This window comes from Acinetobacter sp. V115_6, from assembly GCF_031799025.1.
GTDB lineage: Bacteria > Pseudomonadota > Gammaproteobacteria > Pseudomonadales > Moraxellaceae > Acinetobacter > Acinetobacter pittii.
In genome coordinates this window covers 1,318,397-1,340,561 of record NZ_JAVQNO010000021.1, presented here as the reverse complement: position 1 = coordinate 1,340,561, position 22,165 = coordinate 1,318,397, and the positions used below count along the sequence as shown (strand labels likewise).

Sequence of the window (22,165 nt, the reverse complement as noted above, 5' to 3'; positions counted from 1 at the left end):
ATGAATATGAATCTGCAATTGTTAAATGAAGTCACTGCTTTCATCTGGGCTGAAGCAGATATGTTAGACCACAGCGAATATCGTGAATGGCTCAATTTATGGAATGAAAAGGGTGTTTATATCATTCCGATTGACCCGAACCTTACTGACTACGAAAACAACTTAAATTATGCCTATGACGATAATCATATGCGTACTTTACGTGTACAGCGTCTTGAAAATGGTGAGGCAATTTCTACGGCACCAAAGGCGAATACGGTACGCAGTATTTCGCGAGTACGAGTCATTCAAGACCAAGATGATGAAATCGTTTTGCGTTGTGCTCAAAACTTACGTGAATTTCGTAAAGAAAACCTCAAGCATTACACAGCAGATATTACTTACCATTTGACTCGTGATGCGGCTACAGGTTTTAAGATTAACCGTAAAATCATTAACTTGGTTAACTCAACCGATGCCTTAGCTGGTATTAGCTACATTCTTTAGGAGCGGTAACATGAAACAGGTTGTTTTAGTGACAGGTGCTGCTTCTGGACTCGGTAATGTTATTGCTGAATATTTTGCGAGCCAAGGCCATCAAGTGATTTTGTCGGCAAGTACGCTTGAAAAAGCCGAAAATGCCAAGGCTCAAAGTCAATATGCCCAAAATATGTTTCCCTTGAAATTAGATATTTCAGTTGAGGCAGATTTTCATGCAGCGGTGCAATGGATTGAAGAGAAATTTTCTAAACTTGATGTGTTAATTAATAATGCTACCGTCACTAAAGCAACGCCAGTATTAGAAATTACCGCAGCCGATTTTGATTGGGTGACCCAAGTCAACCAACGCGGCACCTTTCAGGCTTGCCAAATTATTGGCCAATATATGGCTAAAAAAGGCTATGGACGCATTATTAATATGGCGTCGTTAGCAGGACAAAACGGTGGTACTGCAACAGGTGCACACTATGCAGCAACCAAAGGCGCGATTGTGACGTTAACCAAAATTTTTGCCAAAGAGTTTGCGGCAAAAGGGGTAACGGTCAATGCAGTTGCACCGGGACCTATGGAATCACCGATCGTTCATAGCGTGGTGCCAGACGAAAAAATGGAACAGTTCATCCAGAATATTCCGGTTAAAGCCTTAGGAAGTATGCATTTTATTGCTGAAACTTGTGGGTTGCTTGCGAGTCCAAATGCGGGGTTTGTGACTGGTGCAACATGGGATATTAACGGTGGTTTATTCATGCGTTAAGCCAATAGGCTACGCATGAAAAGGGAGTTGAATCATGACTACACTTTATGATGTTGTCGTTAAAAATCGCCATGTGGAAGGTGGAAATATTGCAGTCATGGAATTTGAATCTGCAACTTCTACAACATTGCCAAAAGTTGAAGCAGGTGCGCATATTGATGTGCACTTACCGAATGGCATGGTGCGCCAATATTCACTTTGCCAAAATCCAAATGATGAAGGTAAGTTTCGCCTTGGAATTTTACGTGACCCTGAATCACGTGGTGGCTCAATATCCGCTTTTGATGAAATTAAAGATGGCATGCAAATTCAGGTCAGTGAGCCAAAAAATTTATTTCCACTTTTAAAAGCCAAACACAGTGTCTTGATTGGCGGTGGAATCGGGATTACGCCATTAATCACGATGGCGTATCAACTTGCACATGAAGGCGAATCATTTGAGCTTCACTACTGCGGGGCTAGCCCAGAAAACTGTGCTTTTGTTGATGAAATTAAAAATGGTGAGTTAGCAAAACACACAACTTTTCATTTTAAATCGGAAGGTGCAAGCCACCGAGCATTTTTTGAATCTGCCATTAAAGATATTGATCTTGAGAGCCATATTTACACCTGTGGTCCAGTCGGTTTCATGGACTGGGTGATTAATCTTGCCACGACTCACAATTTTTCTGAGCAGCAAATCCACAAAGAATACTTTCAAGTTGAAACTGATACTTCTGGAGATTCATTTGAGGTGGTGGCTGAGCGTAGCGGAAAAATCATTATGGTTGAAGCTGGCGAAACCATTTTGCAGGCTTTGGCTAAAGAAGGCATCGATATTGAAATGTCTTGCGAGCAAGGCGTATGCGGAACCTGTATGTGCGATGTAATTGAAGGCGAACCTGATCATCGAGATGTTTATTTCACTGATGAAGAAAAAGCCAGCAATGAACAAATATTGGTGTGCTGTTCGCGCTCTAAAACACCGAGACTAGTTTTAGATATCTAATGCTCTCGCGATTTATATGGATGTAAGAGACGGTTTAGGAGAAAGATGATGAATGTATTACAACAAATAGATGAGTTTACGGTCGATCCACTACAGTTCCGACGAGCATTAGGAAATTTTGCAACAGGCGTTACCATTGTTACTGCACAAAATGCACAAGGCGAGAAAGTCGGTGTAACCGCAAATAGTTTTAACTCGGTGTCACTCGATCCACCACTTATTTTGTGGAGCATTGATAAAAAATCTTCGAGTTTTTCAGTATTTGAAGAAGCGACACATTTTGCTGTCAATATCTTATCGGGCACCCAAATTGAGCTGTCTAATAAGTTTTCGAGACGTAATATTGATAAATTTGCAGACACCAATTTTCAACTTGGTGCAGGAAGCTCACCCATTTTAGAAAATTGTTCTGCGGTGTTTGAGTGCGAACGCTATCAAGTAATTGAAGGTGGTGACCACTGGATTATTATTGGCAAAGTGGTTCGTTTCCATGACCAAGGCCGAAGCCCACTGGTCTACCATCAAGGCGCATATTCTTGTGTCATGCCGCATCCGAGCCTTCAAGTTAAGCAAACTGAAGAGAACGGCGTAGACCAAACACATTATGGGCACTTATATAACAATGTTTGCTATTTGATGAGTCGTGCTTTTAAAGCTTATCAAACCGACTATATTCCTAAGCAAATGGCTTCTGGTTTCCGGACCAGTGAATCACGTCTTTTGCTCGTTTTGGCCAGTGGTACTGCTTCAAGTAAAGAAGATTTACCGCGTGATATTGCTATGCCAATGCAGGAAGTTGAAAGGTCGGCTGAAATTCTAAAATTTGAAGGGTTGCTGGTCGATCACGATAATTTGTATGCACTGACTGAAAAAGGCAAACAAACGGCGCAGTATTTATTTGATATTGCCGATAGCCATCAAAATGAGGTATTTAAAAAGTATTCTGAGGAACAAAAGGATATTTTTATTACCATGCTGCGAGATTTTGCAGGAGTAGCATAAGTCCCATTAAGCTGATAAATTGAATTGATTTATCAGCTTCTTCATATCTAGCTGACTATCATCAAAACAATTCCAAGGATAAGGAATTTTTGGCACACAATTTGTTTATCAATAAAACAAGATTGCAAATAAGCCAAGACAGTGCACCACCATAAACGCAAAATTTTGAGAGGTGGCACATGTATAGAGAGGTAAGGGATGAACCAATATGTAAGCGATGCATTACTCACATGGACGCACCATATTAAAAGCGTGTGCGGCAATTTTGAAACCGATTTTGACGGGACCCGTAATTTATTCATTGGTGAAGTTCAGTGCTTTTTATTGGGCGATACCGAAATTGCTTTTATCAAAAACAATGCCAATAAAATTGTCCGAAAAGCCGATGAAATCGATCGAGTGAATAATCGCTTTTGTTTTTTGATTTTGCAGTATTCGGGAAAAATGCTGCTCGAGTATAAAAATGAAACCTTAAGCCTAAATGAAGGTGATATTGTCTTGGTCGACCCAGTCGAAACAATTTCGATGTACCCGCAAGGTTTGGTAAGTCAGATTTCAGTCCATCTGTCGCGTGAAAAATTACTGAAAGAAAATATTAGTACTGAATATTTTGGAAAACTGATTACGCAAAATATGAGTGGTTTTTTACTTAAAAATATTTTGAAAAATATGTCTGCTGAAAACATCAAACTTTGGTACGCAACCGAAGACGGTAATGCTTTTGAAGATGCACTGATCGCCTTAATCAAACCCACAATCAATTATAAAAATGTTCATAGCTCCAATAATCTGATGGAAAAAGCCGAGCGATATATTATAGAAAACTTAGCAAAACCAGATCTAACCCCTAAATTAATTGCAGAGCATATTGGGGTATCACTACGACATCTCTACCGTTTGTTCCTTCAAGAAAATTTATCTATTAACAAATATATACAGCTCAAACGCCTAGAAAAAGTCAAAGCAGATTTACTCGATAAAAAGAATAAACAAAGCTCGATTACCCAGATTGCCTTGAAATGGGGTTTTTGGGACGGCGCTCATTTTTCAAAAATCTTTAAAAAGACTTATGGTATCTCCCCTAAAGAATTTAGAGAGGGTATGCCGGTTTAAATATTTCTTCTTTTAATGTCACTTTTAGACAAATTCGACGTCATTCTTGAACAAGCTAGCCCTATGTAACTGTGTTGAAATTAAATTCATTAGAGCAGGTTAGATAAGCTTAATAACCATAAAACTATTAAGTTGGTCTAATAAATTTCACTCACAGGAAAGTGCATTTTAACTGTCTGATTCAGATAGTTCAGGGATAGATGAAAAGGATGAAACCAATGCGTAAACAACGATTATTGAATGACATACAAAAAATACTGGCACTTAACTTATCAATCGCTGCAAGCTTTTGGGGACTCAATACTCAAGCGTTTGCTCATGGTGGAAAGGCCGAAATGGTCTCACTTTATCAAAACATGAGTGAGCAAGGTGCTAAAGTTGTCAAAGACGATTTTACTAATACTTATATGATCACCAAAGGCTCTATGGTGGTTCGAGCTAAACCTAATTCAGATCAGGTTTTGATAAATGGCAAACCTTTCAAGCTCAGTGTGCCTTTATTAATTAAGGATGGTAAACCTGTTATTGGAAAAGATTTTTTTAATGAAGTATTCCAGTCTGGGTTAGATCAAACTTTTAAAATTGAAAATACGTTTCACCCGCTCAATAGCCTAAACTCTGACGAAATTAAAAAAACATTTGATGTGATTACCCGTTCGAAATACGCCTATAAAAATATGCGTTTTGCCGAGTTAAAGCTTAAAGAGCCTGAAAAAGCAAAAGTTTGGGATTACTTTATTAATCACAAAGAATTTAAAGAAGATCGTATTGCCTCTTTTATTTTGTTAAAGGGGAGTCAAGCGATTGAAGGTGAAGTTAACCTTAACACTCAACAAGTCACAAAATGGAATGTACTGAAAGACACTCATGGAATGGTGTTACTCGATAATTTTGAAGCTGTACAACGCGTAATTGAGACAAGTAAAGAATATCAGGAAGCTTTACGGAAACGCGGCATTACCGATGTGAAGAAAGTGATTGCTACACCGCTAACTGTTGGATATTTTGGCGGTAAAGATGGTTTGGATAAACAACTCAATATATTAAAAGTCGTCGCTTACCTGGATGTAGGGGATGGCAATTATTGGGCGCATCCAATTGAAAATTTAGTTGCTGTAGTTGATTTAGATAAAGAAAAAATTATCAAGATTGAAGAAGGTGCGATTATTCCTGTGCCAATGGCAAATCGACCTTATATGTCGAATAAGCCGGTAGCAAGTAAGCTAAAACCACTCAATATTTCTGAACCTGAGGGCAAAAACTTTAGCATTACTGGCCAAACCATACATTGGGGCAACTGGTGTTTGCATGTGGCGTTAGATTCTCGTGTTGGCTTACAGCTTTCAACCGTGACTTACAAAGATAAAGGTGTGAAGCGTAAAGTCATGTATGAAGGGAACTTGGGTGGAATGGTAGTTCCATATGGTGACCCTGATATTGGATGGTACTTCAAATCTTATTTGGACTCTGGCGAATATGGTATGGGAACCCTTACCTCATCTATTCTTCCTGGAACAGATGCACCTGACAACGCTGTTTTACTTGATGCCGTGATTGCAGACTATAAAGGCCAGCCACAAGTGATTCCAAATGCCATTGCTGTGTTTGAACGTTATGCTGGGCCTGAATATAAACATCACGAAATTTTTGGTAACCAAGATGCGAGTGAAGCCCGCCGTGAACTTGTCATTCGCTGGATTAGTACGGTTGGAAACTACGATTACATGTTTGACTGGGTATTTGCCCAAAATGGTGTAATTGGGATTAATGCGGGTGCAACAGGTATTGAAGCTGTTAAAGGCGTTAAATCACGCACCATGCATGACAGTACTGCCAAAGAAGACACCAAATATGGAACTTTAATTGATCATAATATTGTGGGTACAACGCATCAGCACATCTATAATTTCCGCTTAGACATGGATGTCGATGGTGAAAACAACAGCTTTATGCATATGGACCCTGTAGTGAAAGCCAACGACAAAGGCGGTGTTCGTACAAGTTCAATGCAAATTGACAGTAAAGTCATTACGAATGAGCAAAATGCAGCTGAAAAATTTGATCCATCCACCATTCGTTTACTCACGAATTTCAATAAGGAAAATAAATTAGGTAATCCGGTTTCTTACCAACTCATTCCGTTTGCAGGTGGAACACACCCTGTGGCAAAAGGAGCCAATTTCTCTAAAGATGAATGGTTATTTAAACGTTTGAACTTTATGGATAAGCAAATTTGGGTGACTCAGTACAACCCAGACGAACGCTATCCAGAAGGGAAATATTCAAACCGTTCAACTCATGACACAGGGTTAGGACAATTCATTGGCAACAATGAAAATATTGAAAATAAAGACCTTGTAGTGTGGATGACAACAGGAACAACCCATGTGGCACGTGCTGAAGAGTGGCCAATCATGCCAACAGAATGGGTGAATACACTCATCAAACCTTGGAACTTCTTTGACAGTACCCCGACTTTAAACTTGGGTGAAGAAGAGCAAAACACACAGCACGACCATCACTAAATGGGTGCATGATCTAGAGTGGGTAACGAATCGGTTACCCACACTTGAGCACGGTTAGGCAGTTCGCAAAAAAGGAATTTCTCAATGAAAAATTTATTTTCTCAGGTTGTGAGAGGGACTCTCTTTGTCTCATTTTTTTCAACTGTGCATGCTGGTGAGCTTGAAATTAAGCCAACTTTTGAAGCAACTTTTGGGGCTTTTAGTAGCGGTAAAAGCTATAACGGCGAAAACCTAGATGATGAAAGAGTCAATTGGCAAGAAGGTCATCTTAAATATGGTGCTAAAGGGCAATATACCTTTAAAAACAATCAGCTCTATGCAAGCTTGAGCGGTATTAGCTCGGCAACATTTGGTGATGGCGACGCTGGCCAAAATAGTAATGGCAAAGAACGTAAAACGGATGTGAATGAATGGATCATTGGTTTTAAAGACGGTACCAATAAAGATGAGTTGACCACCTATGATTTAAGTATTGGTCGGCAAAATATTATGATTGGTGACGGGTTCTTCATTGCAGGTGATGCATTAAATCTCGGTAAAGCGCCTGCGGATGGTACATTAGACCGTGGCGGGGCATATTATCTGGCAGCTCGTCGAAGCTTTGATTTTACAAGTTTGCTTCAATACAAACCGCAAGAGAACACAACCTTAAAACTGGCTTATTTAAAGTCCGACAATAAAGCACAATTTTCACCTGAACTCTTTGTGACTGATCTGATGTATCAGCTTAAAGGTAAGGGCGTTGGGTTTACTTACTTAAATGTATTAGACCTTGAAGATGCTGAACACGTTTCAGGGCGCGAAGATCTTAAAAACTATGCTTTACGTTTGAATTATCAACCTTTACCAGAGCTACAAGTTAAGTCTGAGTTTGTTATTCAAGATAAAAAAGATAGTCAAGAAAATGCAGGTTACCTAGGGCTGAACTATAACTTTTTATCTTCAAAATATACGCCCACATTAGGTTACCGTTTTAGCCATTTTTCAGACCAATACGACCCTATGTTTTATGGAAATACTGTCGGTTTTGGCACGTGGTTTCAGGGAGAAGTTGCCGGAAATTATGCTGGCCCATTTAATAAAAATGCAGATATCCATCAAGTCTCTTACAGTATGAATCTAAAAGAAAATTTCATGTTAGGTGCTTTGGCCTATAAGTTCAAAACAGTAAATAAGTCTTTAAGCAATGTGGATGGACATGAGCTGGATGTGTTCTCGATTTGGTCCGTCAATAAAAAATTCAACGTGATTCCTTTAGTTGGGCTCTATAAACCAAAACACGATATCCAGAGTGGCGGCACTCAAAACTACGATGACAAAACCAATGTGTATGCACAGTTGATTCTGCAATACATCTATTAATAGATCCTTTTAAATGAATTGAGAGAAATAAAAATGAGTGAAGTTCAGATTTTAGCAAGCGTACAGCAGTTTATGGCGCGTCAACATGGACATTTTATTGATGGAAAATTAGTTGCTGCTGAGCATTTAGATAAAGTAGATATTGTAAATCCATCGACTGAACAAGTGGTTGCTCAAATTAGTATTGGTAGTCAACACGATATCGAAAGTGCCGTGAAAAGTGCTGAACATGCTTTCCAAAATGCTTGGGCCGATACTACGCCGTATGAACGTAGCGTTAAACTAAACAAGTTAGCAGATTTAATTGAGCAATATGGTGAAGAACTTGCTCAGCTCGAGACTTTATCTACTGGAAAACTCATCAATATTTCCCGTCATCTTGAAGTCGCACAATCTGTTATTTTCTTAAGATATTTTGCAGGGTGGTCAACCAAAATTAATGGCCAAACCATGCAACCTTCTATTCCATCAATGCAAGGTGAAAAATATACAGCCTTTACTTTAAGACAACCGATTGGTGTAGTCGCAGGTATTGTGCCTTGGAATTTTTCACTCATGATCGGTGTTTGGAAAATTGGTTCAGCTTTAACAACTGGCTGTACCATTGTGCTTAAGCCAAGTGAGTATGCCAGCTTATCTTTATTACGTTTAGCTGAACTTGCCATCGAGGCAGGTATTCCAGCTGGCGTAATTAATGTGGTTACGGGTAAAGGGGATACGGGACAATATTTAATTGAATCGCCGTTAGTTAAGAAAGTCTCATTTACAGGTTCAGTACCAACAGGCATCGCTATTGGTAAGCTCGCGATGAGCAGTGATTTAACCCGTGTCAGTCTAGAGTTGGGTGGTAAAAATGCCATAGCCATCTTGGCTGATGCGAATATCGATGAGATTTTACCAACTTTGTTGCAAGCAACTTTTGTGCATCAAGGGCAAGTTTGCGCATCTCCAGAGCGTTTTTTTGTACACCACACAAAATATGATGAATTGGTCGAAAAACTTTCTAAAGCACTATCTCAATTCAAAATTGGGTCAGCGATGGATGAGGGAAGTATGTTTGGGCCACTGTCTAATCAGGCACATTTTCATAAAGTGAAACATTATTTAGATATGGCAAAAGCAAACAACCAAATTATTGCAGGGGGTGAGGTATTAGATCAAACAGGATATTTTGTGCAGCCGACTTTAATTTCCTTTAAAAATACGGATGATCCATTATTTTCAGAAGAGACGTTTGGTCCAGTGGTCGGGTTAATGCCGTTTGAAACTGATGAAGAACTTATTCAGCTCATGAATCAATCACGCTTTGGTTTAACAGCAAGTATTTGGACAAATGATCTGTCTAAAGCCTTACGTTTAATTCCTAAAATTGAAGCAGGGACCTTGTGGGTGAATATGCATACTTTCTTAGATCCGTCAGTTCCATTTGGCGGGGTAAAAGCTTCTGGCATTGGAAGAGAGTTTTCAGATGCATTTATTGAAGATTACACCGAATTAAAATCGGTGATGATTCGATATTAAGTTTCTACGAGATATAAAAAAATGGCCTTTATAGGCCATTTTTTTTGAATCATTAAATTAACCTAATAAAAAATCTTTTAAGATTTTATTAAAAGCTTCTGGTTGCTCTACATTGGAAATATGAGAGGCATCTATTTCTGCAAGTTTTGATTGTGGAATGCGTTGCTGCATAAACCCACCATCTGCAACAGTCGTTACAGGATCTTGAGTTCCAGCAATCACCAATACAGAAATTTTAATGTCTTTTAACTGTTCACGGACATCCGCTTTAGCCAAAGCCTCACAACAATTGGCATAACCTATTGCGCTGCCAGCACTTAAGTCGTTACACAGGTTGTTGACAATTGAAGCATGACTTTGGATAAAGGGATCTGTAAACCATCGCGAAGCTGCTGTGGCTGCGATTGGCTGTAAACCTTGTTCACGTACTAATTTTGCACGGTCAAGCCATGCCTGTTCTTGTCCAATTTTAGCGGCAGTATTTGCCACAACCACATGACTAAAACGGTCAGGGTAGTGAATCGCCAGCCATTGGCCCGTTAAACCACCCATAGAAATTCCACAAAAAGCAGCTTTACTAATATTCAGATGATCCAGTAAACGGACAACATCTTCACCTAATTGCTCTACAGTGTATGGACCATTAGGTGTAGAAGATGAACCGTGACCACGTGTGTCATAGCAGATCACAAAAAATTGATCTTTTAACTCATTAAACTGTTTTTGCCACATACCATAGTTGGTGCCCAAAGAATTGGAAAACACCAGGGCAGAGGAAGATGGCTCACCAAAAGTTTGATAGTTAATTTGTGCATCGGCAGATTGAAAAGATGGCATTTGTTTCTCCTTAAAATGCTTCAACACGTTCAATAATCAAAGCGATGCCTTGTCCCACACCAATACACATCGAACACAAGGCATAACGACCACCTGTTTGCTCAAGCTGGTTTAAGGCTGTAGTGACTAATCGTGCACCTGATGCACCAAGTGGATGACCCAAAGCAATTGCACCACCGTTTGGATTTACCTTGTTGCTATCGTCTGGCAAGCCTAAGTCACGAGTCACTGCCAAAGCTTGTGCAGCAAACGCTTCATTCAGCTCAATCACATCCATCTGTTCTAAAGTCAGGTTAGCTTGTTTAAGTAATTTTTTAATTGCAGGTGCCGGAGCAAAGCCCATAATACGTGGTTCCACACCCACTGCTGTTGAAGCAATGATCTTGGCACGTGGTTTTAGGTTATAAGCCTGAACTGCATCATCAGAAGCAATCAGTAGAGCTGCTGCACCATCATTAATGCCTGAAGCATTACCCGCAGTGACTGTGCCATCTGCTTTAACCACAGATTTAAGTTTGCTTAAGCCTTCAAGCGTGGTCGATGCACGTGGATGTTCATCGGTATCAATCACAACAGCATCACCCTTACGCTGAGGGATTTCAACTGCCACGATTTCTTTAGAAAAAAAGCCTTTGGCTTGCGCGCTTGCGGTGCGTTGTTGGCTCACCAAGGCAAACTGGTCCTGATCTGCACGATTCACGTTGAACTGTTCAGCCACGTTTTCGGCAGTCTGGGGCATGGTGTCTACACCATACAATTCTTTAAGTTTAGGGTTAATAAAACGCCAGCCCATAGTAGTGTCTTCAATCTTCTGGCTACGGCCAAAAGCGCTGTCTGACTTACCTATCACATAAGGTGCACGGCTCATGCTTTCCACACCACCTGCAATCACCAAATTTGCTTCACCGGCTTTAATGGCACGGGCTGCAATGGCAATGGCATCGAGTGAAGAACCGCATAAACGGTTAATAGTCGTTGCTGGTACCTGATACGGTAAACCCGCAAGCAGTGCTGACATACGACCAACATTACGGTTGTCTTCACCGGCTTGGTTGGCACAGCCATAGATCACATCATCGACCTGTTCCCAATCTACATTCGGATTACGCTGTATGAGGGCTTTAATCGGCACAGCCCCCAGATCATCGGCACGGACAGGAGCAAGGCCACCGGCATAACGGCCGAATGGAGTACGGATGGCATCGATGATATAAGCGGTTTTCATTCTAACTTTTGTCCTTTACTTCAGGCCTTTTAGCCATTCTCCGTAGGTATTTCGCGGTGGCGACATGGATGTCGCCTCGTTGCTCAGCACAACAGGGATGTTGTGTCTGAGTAACAAAGGTTTTTGGTTACTTTTTTAAAAAAGTGACACGAATTAGCTGGTGGTATCTGGCTTAAACAGGTAAGCCTCCGTTGTGATGATTTATAAATTTTCATATCAACGGATAACATCACGGCTGTAATTTACTGTGATATCCATAGGTCTATTGCATAAGCGATACCTTACTTTTGAAAGGTCAAAAGTAACAAAAACCTTTGTTGAACAGAGGAGGCTTCCTTGCCTCCCTGTCCAACGGGCGACATCCATGTCGCCTGTCACGATAGTTACTGCTGTTTAAACTTACCCTTGAGTCGCATCAACCAAAGTTGCACCAGTCAAAGCCTGTAACTCATCAAAGCTAAGACCTTCCACTTTCTCAATCACCTTCAAACCATCTTTGGTCACATCAATCACACAAAGATCAGTGTAAATACGGTCAACACATTTTTTACCCGTTACTGGATAAGTTAGCTCAGCCACAATCTTCGGTTCACCTTGTTTGGTCACATGGTCTGTAGTGATAAATACTTTCTTGGCACCCACAGCTAAATCCATCGCACCACCTACTGCAGGAATCGCATCCGGTGCTCCCGTGTGCCAGTTCGCCAAGTCACCATTCGCGGCAACCTGAAATGCACCGAGTACTGCAATATCAAGGTGACCACCACGCATCATCGCAAATGAGTCGCCATGGTGGAAAAAGCTGCCGCCTTCAAGCATGGTCACAAATTCTTTACCCGCATTAATCAGTTCAGGATCTTCTTCACCTGCTGCTGGCGGTGGGCCAAAAGCCAACAGGCCATTTTCAGAATGAAGAAAAATATCTTTATCGTTAGGTAGGTAGCTTGCAATCTTGGTCGGTAGGCCAATACCCAAGTTCACATAGGCACCATCTGGAATATCTTGTGCCACACGTTGTGCAATCTGGTCACGGCTGAGTTTCTGGTAGCTCATGTTATTTCTCCTTATTGCTTACTGTGCGGGCGCTACTTGTACAACGTGCTGTACAAAGATACCCGGGGTGATAATGTGCTCAGGGTCTAATCCACCTAACTCTACCACTTCAGAAACCTGAACAATCGTGACATCAGCAGCCATGGCCATAATCGGGCCAAAGTTACGAGCAGATTTACGGTAAACCAGATTGCCCCAACGGTCGCCCTTGTAAGCTTTAATTAAGGCAAAGTCAGCTTTAATAGGATATTCGAGTACGTAATCTTTACCATCAATCTGGCGAGTTTCTTTGCCTTCAGCTAAAAGTGTTCCAAAGCCTGTTGGGGTAAACACAGCACCAAGTCCCATACCTGCTGCCTGAATACGGCAAGCCAGATTACCTTGCGGAACCACTTCAAGCTCGACCTTTCCGGCACGATACAATTCATCAAAAACATAAGAGTCTGACTGACGTGGGAAAGAACAGATCACTTTTTTAACTGAACCAGCCTTAAGCAGTTTAGCCAGACCATAATCGCCATTACCGGCGTTATTACTAACAATCGTTAAATCTTTAACACCGAGTTCAATCAGTCCATCAATGAGTTCAGCGGGTTGTCCTGCGGTACCGAAACCACCAATCAGGATGGTCGCGCCATCTTTAATCTGCGATAGTACCTCGCTAAGAGAGGACTTACTTTTGTCAATCATGTGAGAAACCTTAGAGCATGAGGTAACGTGATGTTATTACTACCGCTAAAAATTTATTTAAATTCTTAATGGTAGTAATAAATGGAATAAATTTTGTGAGTCAAAAGCGAACTTTTAACTCACATATACTTTTAAGCACTAGCGCGACGACGTTCAACTTCAGTTGAAGGAGCAGCAGCGGCATCTTTAACAAGTTCGATGTTAAATGTGATGTGTTTGAAAGCGTGATCTAAACCACGGCGTTCAATTTCAGCTGGGTCAGTTACATCAACTGCTGTTGCAACTAAGCCGTCACGCGTTGCGAAAGCAAAGTCGTCCCATAAGTACTCATCACCCTCAATGTTGAATTGAGTAGTTAGCTTGCGGTAACCCGGTGCAGAAACGAAGTAATGAACGTGAGATGGACGGTTACCATGACGGCCTAATTTGTTAAGAAGGGCCTGAGTTGTACCTTCTGGCGGGCAACCATAACCTACAGGCATCGTCGTTAATGCGACATATTTACCATCAGCATCAGTCAAGATAGTACGACGTAAGTTGAAGTCAGATTGAGACTTATCAAAGAATGAGTAGTTACCCAAACTGTTGGCATGCCATACTTCAACTTTGGCATTTTCAATGATATTGCCATCAGTATCGGTCACAGTACCTTCAATAATTAAGGTATCAATTTTGCCAGATTCTGTACCATCATCCATACGCGCAAAACCAACAGATTCAGGCGCGCCAGCTACATAAAGTGGGCCTTCGATGGTACGAGGTGTGCCACCCGTAACGCCAGCTTTGGCATCAGCTTCATCTGCACGCAAATCAAGATAATGCTCTAAACCTAAGCCGGCTGCCAAAAGACCAAGTTCGTTTGCTTGACCAGCATCTGTGAAATATTCCAAACCTTTCCATACTTCTGAAGGTTGAATATCTAAATCTTCAATGGCTTGAAATAAATCCCCAAGAAGGCGCACTACAATTTGTTGAACACGTGCATCAACTTCGCCTTTTGCAGTGTCGACATTCATTTGTTTTACAAGCGCATCAATTTGTTGACGGTTCATACTAAAACTCCTTAAGTATGCAATACGGTTTTGGGTGGCAGCGCTGCGGGCATTTCGTTTTGCTAGCGAATAAGTGCCGCCACATTCCTTGTTACCTTCTGAATAATCTGCTTGATTTTTAAATGGACTTCAGAGATCACATTTAAAAAATTCTTTTGGTTTACGAATCATCATCACGAACAGAAGAAGGGTGGCGATTCATCGCCATAACTTCGATGTTCATATAAGGATAGAGAGGTAAACGCTGTAAAATATTGTGCAATTCTTCATTGCTCTCGACATCAAAAATGCTGATGTTCGAGTACTGACCTGTAATACGCCAGATGTGACGCCATTTACCTTGACGCTGTAAGTCTTGCGAATAGGCTTTTTCAACAGCCTTAATTTCATTTGCTTTGTCGGCTGGCATATCAAGTGGAATATGCACATCCATACGTACATGAAATAACATGGGAAACTCCTTATCCTGTTGCCTTAACGACGTAACTTCTCGACTTTATCTTCATCAATTTCAATGCCTAAGCCGGGAGCCGTTGGCAAGTGCAATTCAAAGTTTTCGTAACGTAGCGGTTCTTTCAGAATTTCTTCGGTAAGCAATAACGGACCAAATAATTCAGTACCAAACGCTAATGTTTCAAAGGTTGCAAACGCATGAGCAGAAGCCATGCTACCTACAGGGCCTTCAAGCATAGTGCCGCCATAAAGATCAATTCCAGCCAAACCTGCAACCTTGGCAACTTCACACGCTTCAATGAGACCACCAGATTGTTCAATTTTCACGGCAAATACATCGGCACCATGACTTTTTGCAATACGGTATGCGCTGTCAGGACCAGTTAAAGCTTCATCCGCCATGATTGCGACATCAAAACGCTGTGTTAAACGCGCAAGTGCTTCAGTATTTTGAATAGCACAAGGCTGTTCAATTAAATCAATCCCGCCATCTTGAAGCTGTTGAATACCTTGAATACATTCCAGCTCTGACCATGCACGATTTACGTCAACGCGTACACTAATATCTGCACCGAGTGCTTTTTTAATTGCAATCACATGATCAACATCGTGTTGCAAAGGGCGTGAACCAATTTTGAGTTTGAACGTGTTATGACGTTTTAACTCAATCATTTTTCGAGCTTCAGCAATATCTTTTTCTGTGTCACCAGACGCGAGCGTCCAAAGTACAGGTAAACTATTACGCAGACGGCCGCCTAAAACTTCACTTAATGGCACGCCTAAACGTTTTGCCTGAATATCAAGTAGAGCAGTCTGAATGGCACATTTCGCGAAACGGTTACCATTAATATTCTTACGAATCAGTTTTAGTGTTTGAGCAACATTTAAATCTTTAACTGATACGAGTAATGGTGCAAAGTAAGTATCAATATTGGCTTTGACACTTTCAGGACTTTCTTCACCATAGTTCAGTCCACCAATGGTGGTCGCTTCACCCCAACCTACAATACCATCCGTGGTCGTAATTTTAACGAGCACCAAAGTCTGAGTACGCATGGTAGTCACAGACAACTGGTGAGGACGGATAGTTGGAATATCCACAAGTATGGTTTCTATGGTTCTATACATGAAGTTTCAACTATTTCAAACTTGTTTACATACCATAGAAGAATGTAATAGCCTAAAATAGATATAGAACGGTATTTTAAGATACTAAAAAGGTATATTAATGGAATTAAGACATCTACGTTATTTTGTTACAGTTGTTGAAGAACAAAGTCTGACTAAAGCCGCTGAGAAGCTTTTTATTGCTCAGCCACCACTCACGCGTCAAATCAAGAAATTAGAGGAAGAGTTAGGAATTGATCTGTTTGTGAAAGGCTCACGTCCATTAAAAGTGACAGAAGCAGGGCTGTTTTTTTACCAACATGCTGTTCAGATTTTAACGCATACGGCTCAAGCAGCTTCTATGGCAAAAAAAATGAAGCTGGTCGAGAATGTTGTTAAAGTTGGCTATGTGAGTTCGCTTCTTTATGGGCGATTACCACAGGTCATTTATCTATTTAGACAAAAAAATCCTGACATTCATGTCGAGCTTATTGAATGTGGTACACGAGATCAGGTCGAAGCCTTAAAGTTAGGAAAAATTGATTTAGGTTTCGGACGGCTACCTATTAGCGATCCTGCCATTAAGCGACTTCTACTTCGAAAAGAAAAATTAAAACTCGCGATTCATAAAAAACATCCTTTAAGTGAGTTCCAAGAATCAGGAATTTATTTATCTCAAATTATCAATGAGACAATTTTTTCTTATCCCACAACACCTAAGCCGAATTTTTCGACCACTATTCAAGCTTTGTTTACCAAATTAGGTCTTGTTCCTGCCAAACTGACTGAAGTCCGCGAAATTCATATGGCACTTGGCTTGGTGGCATCTGGAGAGGGTATTTGTATTATTCCGGAAAGCGCCTGTGATATTGGAATGAAGAATCTAACCTATTTAAATATCTTGGACTTAGAAGCCTATAGTCCCATTTCTCTATCGATGCGCAATATGGACCAAAGTTCATATATTCCTAAAATCTTAGATTGTATTGAAGAGATCTATAGCGAAGAAGAAGTATCCAGAAATTTAAATTTATAACTTTTTAATACGTTTTAAATTGAATTATCATGTTATTTTAAAACTTTAAACCTATAGGTAATATTTAAAAGGATTATTAGATGAGAAAAATTTTAGGGATAGCTTCTCTTATTATGTCTACTGGTGTTGTACATGCTGAGCAAGTAAATGAACAAGTCAACGAACAAGAAAAAATTTCTCCATACAGTGCTAATGTAACCTTCGCAAGTCAATATATATCACGTGGTTTTCAACAAACTTGGGGCAAGCCTGCATTACAAATTGGTCTAGATTATGCAAATCCGAATGGATTATTTGTGGGGACTTGGGCTTCAAATGTAAGTTCTAACTATCTTCGTGATGCTTCAGTTGAGTGGGATTTTTATACAGGTTATATAAAAACTTTTGATAAGTTTTCGGCTGGAATGACGGTTTTTTATTACTACTATCCGGGAGCTAAAAGTACACCTGAAACGGGGAGTACCAGTTATAACTATGGCGAAATTGTGCCTCAAATTGGTTATGGGCCTTTGACTCTTAAATATTTTATTACCTACACTCCAGATTATGCAGGCTATAACTCAGACACGATGGGTGGCACAGAAGGTAAACGTTCACGAGGAACAACCTATCTAGATTTAACTTTTACTCAGCCTATCAATGAGTCTTGGACTTTTGGTGCCCATTATGGCTATGAAAGAATTAAAAATTTCTCGGAAGCTAACTTTCAAGATATGAAAGTCGAATTGATTAAAGATTTAGGGGATGGCTGGACTACTGGTTTAGCGTATGCCAAAGCTTGGGACAAAGATGGTTTCTATAAAAAGTATAGTAATGGTGAACCTGATGCGCCAATTTCAAATCCGATTGATTCGACATTTACTGTCTCGGTTAAAAAGGTATTCTAATTTATAAATAAAAAAGCCTGATGACTTTATTTTGAGTGATCAGGCTTTAAATAGTGAATATATAAAGATTATTTTTTAATTAAATCGTAAGCCATTTTGGTGTCATCAAGCTGAACAAGTGAAGCATGGCGAGCCGAGAGCGGATCTTTATTTTCAATTGCGGTTAAAATCGCTTTATGTCTAGGTAGTGAATGGCCTTGTAAATTTGGGCGCAGACTAGTGACTTGAATGGATTGCTGCAAAGGTAAAACCAACATTTTTGACATATAAGCCAGCAAGTCATTATGAGTTGCTTTGGCAATTGCCAAATGAAATTGAATATCTGGCTCTATAAATTCTTCAACTGTTGTCGCTTTTTCCATCCCTTCATAGGCATGTTTAATACGTTCAATATCTTCTTCGTTTGCCGTACTTGCCGCAATATAAGCAAGCTCTGGTTCCAAAACGCGTCGTACGGTAGAAAGTGTTTTAAAAAATTCGTGTTCAGGCGTGGTTTGAATCAACCAAAACAATACATCTGGATCGAGTAAATGCCATTCGTCTTTAGGTCTAACCACCGTTCCAATTTTGGGTCTTGAGTAAGTTAAGCCTTTAGCGTTTAAAACACGGATTGCTTCGCGAAAGACAGGGCGGCTGACTTTATATTCCTCACATAAATCAACTTCACTCGGGAGCTTTTCATTTTCTGAAATTTCTCCAGAAACAATTTTTAATCCCAATTGTTGAACAATTAATGCATGTTGGCTTTTGCTTGGAATAGGATTTTTATAGTCAGCTTTACTCATATTTCACTATTACGACATGTTGAATATCCTATGGTATAGATGACCTTGTGTTTTAACAAGATCATCTTTTTCAAGAATAAATATTAATGAGAATGACGTGGAACTTCTGAGCCACGGCAACCGACCAAGAAATCAAAATCACAGCCCTCATCGGCTTGTAAAACATGTTCTACATAGAGCTTACGGTAACCGCCAATAAAACTTGGTGGAGCTGATGGTGCTAAATTTTCAAGACGTTGCTTAAGTTCTTCATCACTCACTTCTAGGTGAAGTTTTCCAGCATAGGCATCAAGTTCGATAAAGTCACCATTTTGAACTACGGCCAAAGGCCCACCTGCCATGGCTTCAGGGGCAACATGTAAAACGACCGTGCCATACGCTGTTCCACTCATTCGTGCGTCGGAAATACGAACCATGTCGGTAATGCCTTTGGCTAAAATTTTTGGTGGTAGCCCCATATTTCCAACCTCGGCCATGCCCGGATAGCCTTTAGGGCCGGCATTTTTCATCACAAGAATACAAGTTTCATCGACATCTAGATCTGGGTCATTAATGCGGGCTTTATAATCATCGAAGTTTTCAAATACGACTGCACGACCACGGTGTTTCATCAATTCCGGTGTAGCAGCAGATGGTTTAAGCACCGCACCTTTAGGCGCTAAATTTCCGCGCAAAATACACATACCGCCATCTTGTCGAATTGGATTATCTATTTTCCGAATCACTTCATCGTTATAAATAGATGATTGCTGGCAATTTTCCCAAATGGCTTGACCGTTTACGGTTAAAGCCTGTGGATGTGGCAAAAGATTGGCTTCGCCCATACGGCGAATTACGGCAGGTAAGCCACCACTATAATAGAACTCTTCCATTAAAAAACGACCCGAAGGCTGTAAGTCAACAATGGTTGGCATGCCACGGCCAACACGGTTCCAATCATCAAGTTGTAAATCAACCCCAATACGTCCGGCAATTGCTTTTAAATGAATGACTGCATTGGTTGAACCACCAATAGCTGCATTGACTTTAATGGCATTTTCGAAAGCTTCTTTGGTTAAGATTTTAGAAAGGCGTAAATCTTCATGAACCATATCAACAATACGCATACCCGAAAGATGAGCCAACACATAACGTCGAGAATCTACTGCTGGAATGGCCGCATTATGGGGTAAGGAAGTGCCTAGGGCTTCAGCCATACACGCCATTGTAGAAGCAGTGCCCATGGTGTTACATGTACCAGCCGAGCGTGACATACCAGACTCGGCAGATAGAAATTCATTTAAATCAATTTTTCCTGCTTTTAACTCTTCATGCATTTGCCAAACGATAGTACCTGCACCAATGTCTTTACCTTTGTGCTTACCATTCAGCATTGGTCCACCAGTCACTACAATGGCAGGAATATCACAACTTGCAGCTCCCATTAATAATGCAGGGGTGGTTTTGTCACAACCTGTCAGTAACACCACACCGTCAATAGGGTTACCACGAATCGCTTCTTCGACGTCCATACTAGCCAAGTTGCGTGTAAACATGGCGGTGGGACGTAAATTCGACTCACCATTTGAAAACACAGGAAACTCAACAGGGTAGCCGCCCGCTTCTAAAATCCCTTTTTTTACGTGTTCGGCAATTTTTCGAAAATGCGCATTACATGGGGTGAGTTCAGACCACGTATTACAAATTCCAATAATCGGTTTGCCTTGAAACTCATGATCTGGAATTCCTTGGTTCTTCATCCAGCTACGATACATAAAGCCATTTTTATCCGTTGTACCAAACCAAGCAGCCGAGCGAAGAACTTGTTTGTTATTCATACAAATTTCCCTATATAGTATTACTATTAGAATTAATTAATTTAAAAATACACCATAAATTTTATTTTTAAAAGGTTTGAAATTTAAATAGTATTACTATATTTTAAATTGAAAGGATAATTTACGAGCAAGATGCTCTATAAGTAAATAATAGGAAATGGAGTCGAAGATGGATTTCGAAAAGGATGTAATACGGACGGTCACGTTTAAGCTGATACCTGCATTAGTCATACTATATCTGGTGGCATACATTGATCGGGCCGCTGTCGGGTTTGCCCATCTGCATATGGGTGCCGATGTAGGAATTGGTGATGCTGCCTATGGCCTAGGAGCTGGCTTATTTTTTATTGGATATTTTCTTTTTGAAGTTCCAAGTAATTTGCTTTTAGACAAATTTGGTGCTCGTAAATGGTTTACCCGCATTTTATTAACATGGGGCCTCATCACCATGGCCATGGCGCTTATTCAAGGCCCTAAAAGTTTTTATCTATTACGGTTTTTACTCGGTGTAGCAGAGGCAGGTTTTTTCCCTGGTGTTTTATATTTAATTACACAGTGGTATCCAGTGCGGCATCGCGGAAAAATCATGGGAATGTTTGTGCTTTCACAACCGATTGCCATGATGATTGCAGGGCCTTTAGCTGGTCTATTACTTGGAATGGATGGCATTGCAAATTTGCACGGCTGGCAATGGTTGTTTGTTGCAGTTGGCTTGCCCGCGGTTTTATTAGCTCTACCGACATTCCTGTGGCTGCCCGATAACATTGACAAAGTAAAATGGTTAAGCATTGAACAAAAACAATGGCTTAAAAATGAACTTGTTAAAGATGAAGCTGAATACGACCAAACCCGACATGCCAATCCACTGCATGCCTTAAAAGACAAACGCGTACTTTTATTAGCACTCTACTATTTACCAGTAACTTTAAGTATTTATGGTTTAAATCTTTGGCTTCCTACCATTATTAAACAATTTGGAGGCGGTACTGATATTCAAATTGGGTTCTTATCTAGCATTCCCTACGTTTTTGGAATTATTGGACTCCTCATTATTCCACGTAGTACTGACCGCCTGAACGATCGTTACGGACACTTAAGTTTTCTCTACGCACTAGGTGCTTGTGCAATGTTTTTAAGTGGTTGGCTAAATTCTCCAGTTATGCAGTTGGTAGCTTTGGCTGTAGTTGCGTTCTGTCTATTTTCATCGACTGCCGTGTTTTGGACATTACCAGGTCGTTTCTTAACTGGTGCAAGTGCAGCAGCTGGTATCGCCTTAATTAACTCTGTTGGAAATTTAGGTGGCTATGTCGGGCCATTTGGCATCGGACTTTTAAAAGAATACACAGGAAATATGGCTGCTGGTTTGTATTTCTTATCTATCGTCATGCTTTTTGGCTTGATTTTGACTTACATCGTCTATGCCAAGCTCGAACGTCAAAAAACACAAACAGTGAATATTCAAAAGTCTTTGTAAGGAA

20 protein-coding genes are annotated in these 22,165 nt (G+C 40.5%); 11 read left to right on the top strand and 9 right to left on the bottom strand.

Going from position 1 to position 22,165, the window contains the following annotated elements; all coding sequences use genetic code 11:
* The 8 genes from RMA94_RS14715 (at position 1) to RMA94_RS14680 (ending at position 9,745) form a co-directional block, all read left to right on the top strand.
* Positions 1-486, top strand: coding sequence for an aromatic-ring-hydroxylating dioxygenase subunit beta (locus tag RMA94_RS14715; RefSeq protein ID WP_069122229.1), 486 nt, complete (start codon positions 1-3; stop codon positions 484-486).
* Positions 487-496: 10 nt separating this feature from the next.
* Complete coding sequence (locus RMA94_RS14710) at positions 497-1,234, top strand: SDR family NAD(P)-dependent oxidoreductase (protein ID WP_032053853.1); 738 nt, start codon at positions 497-499, stop codon at positions 1,232-1,234.
* A gap of 34 nt (positions 1,235-1,268) precedes the next feature.
* Positions 1,269-2,222 (top strand): PDR/VanB family oxidoreductase, encoded by a 954-nt coding sequence (locus RMA94_RS14705; protein WP_311083633.1) that lies wholly within the window; start codon positions 1,269-1,271, stop codon positions 2,220-2,222.
* Between the two features lie 45 nt (positions 2,223-2,267).
* On the top strand, positions 2,268-3,224 hold the full coding sequence (locus tag RMA94_RS14700; protein WP_311083631.1) for a p-hydroxyphenylacetate 3-hydroxylase reductase component: 957 nt from the start codon (positions 2,268-2,270) through the stop codon (positions 3,222-3,224).
* Between the two features lie 198 nt (positions 3,225-3,422).
* Positions 3,423-4,337 (top strand): transcriptional regulator FeaR, encoded by a 915-nt coding sequence (gene feaR, locus RMA94_RS14695; RefSeq protein WP_032060578.1) that lies wholly within the window; start codon positions 3,423-3,425, stop codon positions 4,335-4,337.
* Positions 4,338-4,546: 209 nt separating this feature from the next.
* Positions 4,547-6,862, top strand: a complete 2,316-nt coding sequence (tynA, locus tag RMA94_RS14690) for a primary-amine oxidase (protein ID WP_311083630.1) — start codon at positions 4,547-4,549, stop codon at positions 6,860-6,862.
* A 144-nt stretch (positions 6,863-7,006) separates the two neighbouring features.
* Entirely contained in the window at positions 7,007-8,224 is a 1,218-nt protein-coding gene (locus RMA94_RS14685) for a hypothetical protein (protein ID WP_311084037.1), read from the top strand.
* Between the two features lie 33 nt (positions 8,225-8,257).
* Positions 8,258-9,745, top strand: coding sequence for an NAD-dependent phenylacetaldehyde dehydrogenase (locus tag RMA94_RS14680; RefSeq protein WP_311083628.1), 1,488 nt, complete (start codon positions 8,258-8,260; stop codon positions 9,743-9,745).
* Between the two features lie 57 nt (positions 9,746-9,802).
* Here the strand turns inward: RMA94_RS14680 and pcaD are convergent, their stop codons facing one another.
* The 7 genes from pcaD to RMA94_RS14645 form a co-directional block, all read right to left on the bottom strand.
* Positions 9,803-10,582, bottom strand: coding sequence for a 3-oxoadipate enol-lactonase (pcaD, locus tag RMA94_RS14675; RefSeq protein WP_311083625.1), 780 nt, complete (start codon positions 10,580-10,582; stop codon positions 9,803-9,805).
* A 10-nt stretch (positions 10,583-10,592) separates the two neighbouring features.
* Entirely contained in the window at positions 10,593-11,807 is a 1,215-nt protein-coding gene (gene pcaF / locus RMA94_RS14670; RefSeq protein WP_311083623.1) for a 3-oxoadipyl-CoA thiolase, read from the bottom strand.
* Positions 11,808-12,206: 399 nt separating this feature from the next.
* Complete coding sequence (locus RMA94_RS14665) at positions 12,207-12,860, bottom strand: 3-oxoacid CoA-transferase subunit B (RefSeq protein ID WP_311083622.1); 654 nt, start codon at positions 12,858-12,860, stop codon at positions 12,207-12,209.
* Between the two features lie 18 nt (positions 12,861-12,878).
* Positions 12,879-13,550 carry a 3-oxoacid CoA-transferase subunit A gene (locus tag RMA94_RS14660; RefSeq protein WP_311083621.1) on the bottom strand — a complete coding sequence of 224 codons (672 nt, stop codon included), beginning with the start codon at positions 13,548-13,550 and terminating at the stop codon, positions 12,879-12,881.
* Between the two features lie 131 nt (positions 13,551-13,681).
* On the bottom strand, positions 13,682-14,602 hold the full coding sequence (catA, locus tag RMA94_RS14655; RefSeq protein WP_032035244.1) for a catechol 1,2-dioxygenase: 921 nt from the start codon (positions 14,600-14,602) through the stop codon (positions 13,682-13,684).
* A 160-nt stretch (positions 14,603-14,762) separates the two neighbouring features.
* Positions 14,763-15,053, bottom strand: coding sequence for a muconolactone Delta-isomerase (gene catC / locus RMA94_RS14650; protein ID WP_032035242.1), 291 nt, complete (start codon positions 15,051-15,053; stop codon positions 14,763-14,765).
* 23 nt (positions 15,054-15,076) lie between these two features.
* Positions 15,077-16,183, bottom strand: a complete 1,107-nt coding sequence (locus tag RMA94_RS14645) for a muconate/chloromuconate family cycloisomerase (protein ID WP_032035240.1) — start codon at positions 16,181-16,183, stop codon at positions 15,077-15,079.
* 100 nt (positions 16,184-16,283) lie between these two features.
* On the opposite strand from RMA94_RS14645, the gene RMA94_RS14640 reads away from it, so the two are divergent.
* Together RMA94_RS14640 and RMA94_RS14635 are read left to right on the top strand one after the other, a co-directional pair.
* On the top strand, positions 16,284-17,198 hold the full coding sequence (locus tag RMA94_RS14640; RefSeq protein ID WP_017386078.1) for a LysR family transcriptional regulator: 915 nt from the start codon (positions 16,284-16,286) through the stop codon (positions 17,196-17,198).
* A gap of 80 nt (positions 17,199-17,278) precedes the next feature.
* Entirely contained in the window at positions 17,279-18,085 is an 807-nt protein-coding gene (locus tag RMA94_RS14635) for a TorF family putative porin (protein ID WP_202724186.1), read from the top strand.
* 68 nt (positions 18,086-18,153) lie between these two features.
* Here RMA94_RS14635 and RMA94_RS14630 read toward each other — a convergent pair whose 3' ends face one another.
* Together RMA94_RS14630 and RMA94_RS14625 are read right to left on the bottom strand one after the other, a co-directional pair.
* Complete coding sequence (locus RMA94_RS14630) at positions 18,154-18,870, bottom strand: FadR/GntR family transcriptional regulator (protein WP_151302474.1); 717 nt, start codon at positions 18,868-18,870, stop codon at positions 18,154-18,156.
* An 83-nt stretch (positions 18,871-18,953) separates the two neighbouring features.
* Positions 18,954-20,687, bottom strand: coding sequence for an IlvD/Edd family dehydratase (locus tag RMA94_RS14625; RefSeq protein ID WP_202724185.1), 1,734 nt, complete (start codon positions 20,685-20,687; stop codon positions 18,954-18,956).
* Between the two features lie 169 nt (positions 20,688-20,856).
* On the opposite strand from RMA94_RS14625, the gene abaQ reads away from it, so the two are divergent.
* Complete coding sequence (abaQ, locus tag RMA94_RS14620) at positions 20,857-22,161, top strand: multidrug efflux MFS transporter AbaQ (RefSeq protein ID WP_202724184.1); 1,305 nt, start codon at positions 20,857-20,859, stop codon at positions 22,159-22,161.
* The last annotated feature ends 4 nt before the right edge of the window (positions 22,162-22,165 follow it).

What these genes read in the sequence shown, in the direction of transcription:
- RMA94_RS14715 (WP_069122229.1), top strand. Translation starts at nt 1, where the DNA reads ATGAATATGAATCTGCAATTGTTAAATGAAGTCACTGCTTTCATCTGG.
- RMA94_RS14710 (WP_032053853.1), top strand. Translation starts at nt 497, where the DNA reads ATGAAACAGGTTGTTTTAGTGACAGGTGCTGCTTCTGGACTCGGTAAT.
- RMA94_RS14705 (WP_311083633.1), top strand. Translation starts at nt 1,269, where the DNA reads ATGACTACACTTTATGATGTTGTCGTTAAAAATCGCCATGTGGAAGGT.
- RMA94_RS14700 (WP_311083631.1), top strand. Translation starts at nt 2,268, where the DNA reads ATGATGAATGTATTACAACAAATAGATGAGTTTACGGTCGATCCACTA.
- feaR (WP_032060578.1), top strand. Translation starts at nt 3,423, where the DNA reads ATGAACCAATATGTAAGCGATGCATTACTCACATGGACGCACCATATT.
- tynA (WP_311083630.1), top strand. Translation starts at nt 4,547, where the DNA reads ATGAAACCAATGCGTAAACAACGATTATTGAATGACATACAAAAAATA.
- RMA94_RS14680 (WP_311083628.1), top strand. Translation starts at nt 8,258, where the DNA reads ATGAGTGAAGTTCAGATTTTAGCAAGCGTACAGCAGTTTATGGCGCGT.
- pcaD (WP_311083625.1), bottom strand. Translation starts at nt 10,582, where the DNA reads ATGCCATCTTTTCAATCTGCCGATGCACAAATTAACTATCAAACTTTT.
- pcaF (WP_311083623.1), bottom strand. Translation starts at nt 11,807, where the DNA reads ATGAAAACCGCTTATATCATCGATGCCATCCGTACTCCATTCGGCCGT.
- RMA94_RS14665 (WP_311083622.1), bottom strand. Translation starts at nt 12,860, where the DNA reads ATGAGCTACCAGAAACTCAGCCGTGACCAGATTGCACAACGTGTGGCA.
- RMA94_RS14660 (WP_311083621.1), bottom strand. Translation starts at nt 13,550, where the DNA reads ATGATTGACAAAAGTAAGTCCTCTCTTAGCGAGGTACTATCGCAGATT.
- catA (WP_032035244.1), bottom strand. Translation starts at nt 14,602, where the DNA reads ATGAACCGTCAACAAATTGATGCGCTTGTAAAACAAATGAATGTCGAC.
- catC (WP_032035242.1), bottom strand. Translation starts at nt 15,053, where the DNA reads ATGTTATTTCATGTACGTATGGATGTGCATATTCCACTTGATATGCCA.
- RMA94_RS14645 (WP_032035240.1), bottom strand. Translation starts at nt 16,183, where the DNA reads ATGTATAGAACCATAGAAACCATACTTGTGGATATTCCAACTATCCGT.
- RMA94_RS14640 (WP_017386078.1), top strand. Translation starts at nt 16,284, where the DNA reads ATGGAATTAAGACATCTACGTTATTTTGTTACAGTTGTTGAAGAACAA.
- RMA94_RS14635 (WP_202724186.1), top strand. Translation starts at nt 17,279, where the DNA reads ATGAGAAAAATTTTAGGGATAGCTTCTCTTATTATGTCTACTGGTGTT.
- RMA94_RS14630 (WP_151302474.1), bottom strand. Translation starts at nt 18,870, where the DNA reads ATGAGTAAAGCTGACTATAAAAATCCTATTCCAAGCAAAAGCCAACAT.
- RMA94_RS14625 (WP_202724185.1), bottom strand. Translation starts at nt 20,687, where the DNA reads ATGAATAACAAACAAGTTCTTCGCTCGGCTGCTTGGTTTGGTACAACG.
- abaQ (WP_202724184.1), top strand. Translation starts at nt 20,857, where the DNA reads ATGGATTTCGAAAAGGATGTAATACGGACGGTCACGTTTAAGCTGATA.